Source organism: Sphingomonas sp. LH128 (genome assembly GCF_000293195.2).
In the GTDB taxonomy this organism is placed as follows: Bacteria; Pseudomonadota; Alphaproteobacteria; order Sphingomonadales; family Sphingomonadaceae; genus Novosphingobium; species Novosphingobium resinovorum_A.
The window spans coordinates 1-681 of the sequence record NZ_ALVC01000495.1; the positions used below are offsets into that span (position 1 = coordinate 1).

The following is a 681-nucleotide window of genomic DNA, read 5'->3' on the forward strand; positions in this document are numbered from 1 at the left end:
GGGGGGGGGGGAGCCGGTGCATATGGTCCAGCGTCCGGCGCTGTGCATTATCGCGCAGGGCAGCAAGCGCGTGCTGCTGGGCGATGCGGTGATCAACTATGGCCCTGCCAGCTATCTCGTCGCCTCACTCGATCTACCCATCACAGGCGCTGTGACGCAGGCGAGCGCGGACGCGCCTTATCTCTGCTTCTGCCTCTATCTCGACCCCGCCCTGTTGTCGGAGATCGCGTTAACCCTGCCGCCTCTGCCGGCAGGCACGGAGGAGAGGGGCGGGATGACGCTGCACCCGATGACACCTGAACTGATTGACGCGGCGACGCGGTTGACGGCGCTGCTCGGCGATCCGGCGAACGCGCCGCTGCTCGCGCCGCTCATCGAGCGGGAATTGCTGGTGCGGCTGATGACCGGGCCGGGCGCGGGCATCCTGCGCGCGATAGCTAGCGGCGAAAGCCGCACCAGCCAGCTGGCCAAAGCGATCGCCTGGCTCAAGACCCATTTCCGCGAACCATTCAGCGGACCACACCTTGCCGCCCTTGCCGGCATGAGCCTGTCGAGCTTCCATGATCATTTTCGCCGGGCCACCGCCATGACTCCGCTGCAATATCAAAAACGGTTGCGGTTGCAGGAAGCGCGGGCGCTGATGTTGGCCGACCGCCTTGATGCGGCAGAGGCGGGCTTCCG

The 681-nt window shown here is 66.2% G+C and carries 1 protein-coding gene; it reads left to right on the top strand.

The window, feature by feature from the left end; genetic code table 11:
- Nucleotides 1–22: 22 nt before the first annotated feature.
- A partial coding sequence (locus LH128_RS28955) for an AraC family transcriptional regulator (RefSeq protein WP_008833259.1) occupies nt 23–681 on the top strand: 659 nt, incomplete at its 3' end.